General features: G+C 63.7%; 6 protein-coding genes. 4 read left to right on the top strand and 2 right to left on the bottom strand.

The features are described from left to right. Positions 1–39: 39 nt before the first annotated feature. Both NKI19_RS21725 and NKI19_RS21720 read left to right on the top strand, forming a co-directional pair. Entirely contained in the window at positions 40–1,125 is a 1,086-nt protein-coding gene (locus NKI19_RS21725) for a molybdopterin dinucleotide binding domain-containing protein (protein WP_352951237.1), read from the top strand. Positions 1,126–1,229: 104 nt separating this feature from the next. Next, a complete protein-coding gene (locus tag NKI19_RS21720; RefSeq protein WP_352487949.1) occupies positions 1,230–1,715 on the top strand; it encodes a hypothetical protein in 486 nt (161 codons plus the stop codon). A 26-nt stretch (positions 1,716–1,741) separates the two neighbouring features. On the opposite strand, the gene NKI19_RS21715 is transcribed toward NKI19_RS21720, so the two are convergent. Then, entirely contained in the window at positions 1,742–2,773 is a 1,032-nt protein-coding gene (locus NKI19_RS21715; RefSeq protein ID WP_352487950.1) for a hydroxyacid dehydrogenase, read from the bottom strand. Between the two features lie 175 nt (positions 2,774–2,948). Here NKI19_RS21715 and NKI19_RS21710 point away from each other — a divergent pair, with 175 nt between their 5' ends. After that, on the top strand, positions 2,949–4,385 hold the full coding sequence (locus NKI19_RS21710) for an aldehyde dehydrogenase family protein (protein WP_352488555.1): 1,437 nt from the start codon (positions 2,949–2,951) through the stop codon (positions 4,383–4,385). 39 nt (positions 4,386–4,424) lie between these two features. Next, complete coding sequence (locus tag NKI19_RS21705) at positions 4,425–5,006, top strand: DUF1349 domain-containing protein (protein WP_352487952.1); 582 nt, start codon at positions 4,425–4,427, stop codon at positions 5,004–5,006. A gap of 40 nt (positions 5,007–5,046) precedes the next feature. Here the strand turns inward: NKI19_RS21705 and NKI19_RS21700 are convergent, their stop codons facing one another. Then, entirely contained in the window at positions 5,047–5,799 is a 753-nt protein-coding gene (locus NKI19_RS21700) for an SDR family NAD(P)-dependent oxidoreductase (RefSeq protein WP_352487954.1), read from the bottom strand. Positions 5,800–6,000 lie beyond the last annotated feature (201 nt).

Here is a 6,000-nt window from a genome sequence, read left to right as displayed (position 1 = left end):
TTACTATAGGCGCGTATGCCGGGATTGATGCAGGGACCTATGAGAAGTTGGCGCCATTCCAATGGCCAGCGCCGAGCCAAGGCACCCCCCTCTGGCCTGCCGGAGGACAAAAGCACCCGCTTCTTCGCCAACGGCAATTTCTACACGCCCGATGGCAAGGCGCGCTTCATTGCCATCCGCCCAGCCGCACAAACCCGCACCAACCCGGACTACCCGCTGGTGCTCAACACCGGGCGGGTCCGCGACCATTGGCACACCATGACGCGCACGGGAAAAAGCCCGCGCTTGTCGCAGCACATGGCCGAACCGTTCGTCGAAATCCACCCGGCGGATGCGCAGCACTATGGTATCGGCGATGCCGACATCGTGCGCGTCTCGACTGCCCATGGCGAGGTGCTGGTCCGCGCGCTGGTGACAGTGCGCCAACGCCAAGGCTCTGTGTTCGTGCCGATGCACTGGACCAATCAGTTCTCCGCCCGCTCGCGGGTCGATGCACTGGTCGCGCCGACGACCGATGCGATTTCAGGCCAGCCGGCCTCGAAGAATGTTGCCGCCCGCATCGAGCGGTTCGCTGCCACGGCCTTCGGCTTCGCCGTGCTTGCCGAACGGCCCGCATCCATCGACGCCGATTACTGGGGCCTCGCCCGCTGCCCCGCCGGCTGGCGGCTTGAAATTGCGCTGCAGGACAGCCGCGACTGGACCGTGTTTGCCGCGTCCCTGTTAGGCATGGAAGGCGAGACGCTCGCCTATCACGACATCGCCGGCGGGCACCATCGCTTCGCCCGTTTCGCGGGCAGTCGGCTGGTCGGCGCGCTCTATCTTGCGCCTACCCCGGTAGCGGTGTCGCGCGGCTGGGCGGTCGAACAGCTGGGTGCCGACCATGCCGATCGGCAGGCGCGGCTGGCGATTGTCGCCGGCAGGCCGGGCGGCAAGAGTGTCGACCGCGGCGCCATCGTCTGCGCCTGTTTCGGGGTCGGTGCCAACCAGATCGCGGAAGCGGTGCGCGGCGGCTGCACCAGCGTCGCGGCGATCGGCGCCGCCCTTCACGCCGGCACCAATTGCGGCTCTTGCCGCGCCGAGATCAAGACCATTATTGACGGGCGACGTCTTCAAGCTGCGGAGTGAATGCGCCGAGGAACCCTGCCGCGCCACTGCACGATGCTTACTAGCAATTTTCAAACCATGGGCTACCAACGTTCTGACTTCGATTCGCTTGGAACGGGAACCCTATGAGCAAAGCCCTGACCTCATTCGCGCTGGCCGCCGTGCTGACGGCCTTGCTGATGGCGCTCAGCCTGGCGGTGGCCAGGCATGGCTATCCCTATGGCGCGATCGGCGCCAAGCGTCTGAGCGACGTCGCCGATGCAGGGACGTTCATTCCGCTCGCGGCGGTGTATTTTTTCAGCGCACTGCTGATGATGGTTCTGCCGATCAGGCTCGCTGGCATCGTCCTGACACATGCCGCCGATGCGATCTTCTGGACGGTCATCGTGTTGTTTGCGGTCATCGTTGGATGTCTCGCCGCGAGATTTGCTTTCGGTCAGCGCGATGTGCTCTCGACACTGCTGAACTGGCGGCTCCTGTTTGTCGCAGCCGTCGTCGGATGCCATCTCTTCATCAACGAGCTGCGCCGCAACATCCTGTTGAGAAGCCTGTTCTTCGTCGTCTTCGCCGCGGCGACACTGGCCTGCCTGTTTTGGTCCTTCAGCGTCTGAGTATGTGCGACCGTCGGGCGGACGGCTTAATTCTTGTCGACCGGCTTTGAGCGCATTCGCGAAACGGTCTCACGCTCGGCCCGCTTCGAACGCATCGGTGGCAGGCCGCGGTCGATCAGGTCCATGTCTTCCAGCACCATGTCGCCCATCCGCTTGAAGGCGATGTCGAGCGCGCCAGCCCGGTGGGCGGAGCGCAGGAACCCCGGCAATGTGCGGACCGGGTGATCCTGGGCCAGCGGCTCCTCAGGAAAAACATCGCTGGCGGCGACGATATGGCCGCTGCGGACAGCATCCATCAGTGCCGGGAAATCTACCACGCCGGCTCGGCTGAGCAGGATGAAAGCGGCTCCCTTGCGCATCCTGGCAAATGCCTCGGCACCGAGGAAACCCTGGTTTTCGCTGGTCACCGAAGCGACGACGAAGACGAAATCGCTGTTCGACAGAACGTCGTCGAGAGAGGCCGGCTCGACGCCGTTTTCGATCAGGATCGACGGCGGCAGCCATGGGTCGAAGACTTTTGTCCGCGTGCGAAAGCCCGACAGCAGCCGGTTGAGCGCACGGCCAAGATCGCCGAAGCCGATAATGCCGACATCCGCACCGGAAAGAAGCCGCGCCGTCTGGTTGCCGTCGCCGCCCCACAACTCCTTGCCCTGACGAAATGCAAGATCGGCGTCGACGATGCCGCGGGCGAGGTTGAGCGCCATGGCGAGGCCGAGCTCGGCCACCGGTTCGGCAAACACCAGCCCGGTGGTGACGACATGGATGCCGCGCGAAAACAGCGTCTCGTAGGGCATGTTGTTGATGAGGTTGCTCTCAACATTGAAGATGCAGCGCAGCGCCTTCATTTTTTCCAGCGTCTCCGGCGCGATCGGTGGCTGGCCGACGATGTAGCGGGTCTCGGCAAGGATACCCGCCGGCAGCGCCGCCACCCCTTCGGGCGACGTTTCGACGATGCGGTATTTCGATCGAAATTTCGCCAGCGCAGCCGGCGTGAAGATCAGGTCGAGCGTGCGCGGTTCGGGTACGCTGATCACCAGCGGCAAGGCGCTGTCGGACATGATGCTTTCCTCCCGTGCGAACCGCGTCGCACCACACTAGAATCGTCTTTTCCCGCCCCGACACCTATCACATGCCGGCCGAGCAGGAGAAGTTTGCCGCCTTCGGCCTTGCGGTGTGGCGGTCGGTGGTCCAGATAGACGGCGATCGAAGGACGACAAGGAAGACAGCGACATGATCCCGTTTCGAAAGAACCTCATCGATGGCGAGTGGGTAGGCGATGCCGGCTCCCGCAACATCAACCCGTCCAATCTCGACGACGTGGTCGGCGAATATGCATCGGGAGGCGCCGAGCATGCCCGGCAGGCCATCGCGGCGGCGAAAGCGGCATTTCCGGCATGGTCCCGATCGGGCCTGCTGGCGCGCCATGCGGTGCTGAGGAAGGCGTCGGACGAGATCACCGCGCGGAAAGATGAAATCGGCCGGGCGTTGGCGCGCGAGGAAGGCAAGACGCTGGTCGAGGGTATCGGCGAGACTGTGCGGGCTGCCCAGATATTCGACTTCTTCGCCGGCGAGACGCTGCGTCTGTCGGGCGAGTTGGTGCCGAGCGTGCGGCCCGGCGTCGGCGTCGAGATCACCCGCGAGGCGGTCGGCGTCGTCGGCATCATCACGCCGTGGAATTTCCCGATCGCCATTCCGGCCTGGAAAATCGCGCCGGCGCTGGCTTACGGCAACACGATTGTCTTCAAGCCGGCGGAACTCGTTCCGGAGAGCGCCTGGACCATTGTCGACATCCTGCACCGCGCCGGGCTGCCCAAGGGCGTGCTCAACCTGGTGATGGGCAAGGGTTCGGTGGTCGGCCAGGCCATGCTCGACAGCCCCGACCTCAACGCCATCACCTTCACCGGCTCGGTCGGCACCGGCAAGCGCGTCGCCGCCGCCAGCGTCGAGCACATGCGCAAGTTCCAGCTCGAAATGGGCGGCAAGAACCCGCTTGTCGTGCTCGACGATGCCGACCTTGCCGTCGCCGTCGACTGCGCCATCAACGGTGCCTACTTCTCGACCGGCCAGCGCTGCACGGCCTCGTCTCGCCTGGTGGTGACGGACGGCATCCGTGACCGCTTTGTCGAGGCGCTCAAGGACCGCATGGCCAAGCTGGTCGTCGGCGATGCTCTCGATGCCAAGACCCAGATCGGGCCGGTGGTCGACCAGAGCCAGCTCAAACAGGACGAGGACTATATCGCCATCGGACGTCAGGAAGGTGCCGATCTCGCTTTCGGCGGTGAGCGGCTCGATCGCGAAACCCGCGGCTTCTATCTGCAGCCTGCGCTGTTCACCGAAACCACCAACGCCATGCGCATCTCGCGCGAGGAGATTTTCGGACCGGTCGCCAACGTCATCCGCGTCAAGGATTATGATGAGGCGCTGACGGTGGCCAACGACACACCGTTCGGCCTGACCTCCGGCATCTGCACCTCGAGCCTCAAGCATGCCACGCACTTCAAGCGCAATTCGGAAGCCGGCATGGTCATGGTCAACCTGCCGACGGCTGGCGTCGACTTCCACGTGCCTTTCGGCGGGCGCAAGGGATCGAGCTACGGCCCGCGCGAGCAGGGCCGCTATGCCGCAGAGTTCTACACCACGGTGAAGACCGCTTACACGTTTGCCGGGTAAAGAAACGGCGGCAGACCAGCCAGGCAGGCGAGCAAATCGATGACATCTGAGAATACCGACCTGACCTGGCTCAATCCGCCGCCGCACCATGCCTTCGGCAACAATACGGTGCATGTGCGGACCGGCAAGGAGACCGACTTCTGGCGAGAGACGTTCTACGGCTTCCGGCGTGACAATGGCCATTTCCTCTATCGTGAGGTCGAGGGCGATTTCAGCGCCGAAGTCACGGTCAAGGGGCAGTATGAGGTGCTTTACGACCAAGCCGGCCTTATGGTCCGCCTGAGCGAGACGCACTGGATCAAGGCCGGCATCGAATACACCGACGCGCTGATGTATTTTTCCGTCGTCGTCACCAACGATGCCTCCGACTGGTCGCTGGCCAGCATTCCCGCCGGCCCCGACGGGGTCAGGATCCGCCTGACCCGCCATGCCGAGACGATCCGCGTCCAGTATCTGGACGCGTCTGACAAGCGCTGGAAACCGGTGCGGCTTGCCTATTTCCCGCCGTCGAAAACGGTGGATGTCGGCATGATGTGCTGTTCGCCGCAGCGCGAGGGCTTCGAGGTGACATTCAGCGATTTTTCGATCGGCCCGCCGATCTCGCGAGAGCTTCACGACTAAGGCGCCGCGATCCGGTCGGGCGGTTTGCGTCGGGCCGGCCTCAGTAGGTCGCCCGGCCGCCGGAGACATCGAAGACGGCAGCCGTCGTGAACGAGCATTCCTCGGACGCGATCCAGCAAATCAGCGCCGCCACCTCCTCGACCTCGCCAAAACGCGCCATCGGTATTTTGGACAGCATGAAGTCGATGTGCTGCTGGCTCATCTGTTGGAAGATCGCGGTGCGCACGGCCGCCGGCGTGACGCAGTTCACCGTCACCCTGGTCTTGGCCAGTTCCTTGCCGAGCGATTTGGTCATGCCGATCACCGCCGCCTTGGAGGTGCTGTAGGCCGAGGCGTTCGGGTTACCTTCCTTGCCGGCAATCGAGGCGATGTTGACGATCCTGCCGTAATTGCGTTCGAGCATATGCGGGACCAGCGCTTTGTTGCAGAAGAAGACGCCGTTGATGTTGATGTCGATGACCCGGCGCCAATCCTCTACGGAATACTCCCAGGTCGTCATGTTCGGTCCGGTGATGGCAGCGCTGGTGACAAGGACATCGACTGCGCCAAGCGCTTCGATCGTCTCTCCGGCGGCGGCTTCGACCGCTATGGGGTCGGCGACGTCTAGGGTGACGCTGTGCAGGCCTGGAACAATGGCCTTGGCCTGCTCGATCTGGGCCGCATCGCGATCCCAGACCGAAACACGCCCACCTTCGTCAGTGATCCTTTGCGCGACGGCCAGGCCGATGCCTGAGGCGCCGCCGGTGATAACAGCAGATCGTCCGGCAAATCGTCCCGCGAAACTCATCGACATGTCGTATTCCTCCCAATCGGCGGCGAATGTGAAGTCAACGGCCGACAAGTTCAAGCGCGGACTTGCAGCCTCAGAACAGCTTGTGATGGGCCAGCACCAGGCAATTGGACGGCACCGCCTCCTGGCCAAAATCGTCTCGTCCGGTATTGCGGAGAACGGCTGGAACGACTTGGCCGGCTGGCATCCGGGTGACAGGCGGCG

It is taken from the genome of Mesorhizobium sp. M0751 (assembly GCF_040320265.1).
Classification (GTDB): domain Bacteria; phylum Pseudomonadota; class Alphaproteobacteria; order Rhizobiales; family Rhizobiaceae; genus Mesorhizobium.
Note: the sequence above shows the minus strand (reverse complement) of the source record. Positions and strands in the feature narration are given on the sequence as shown.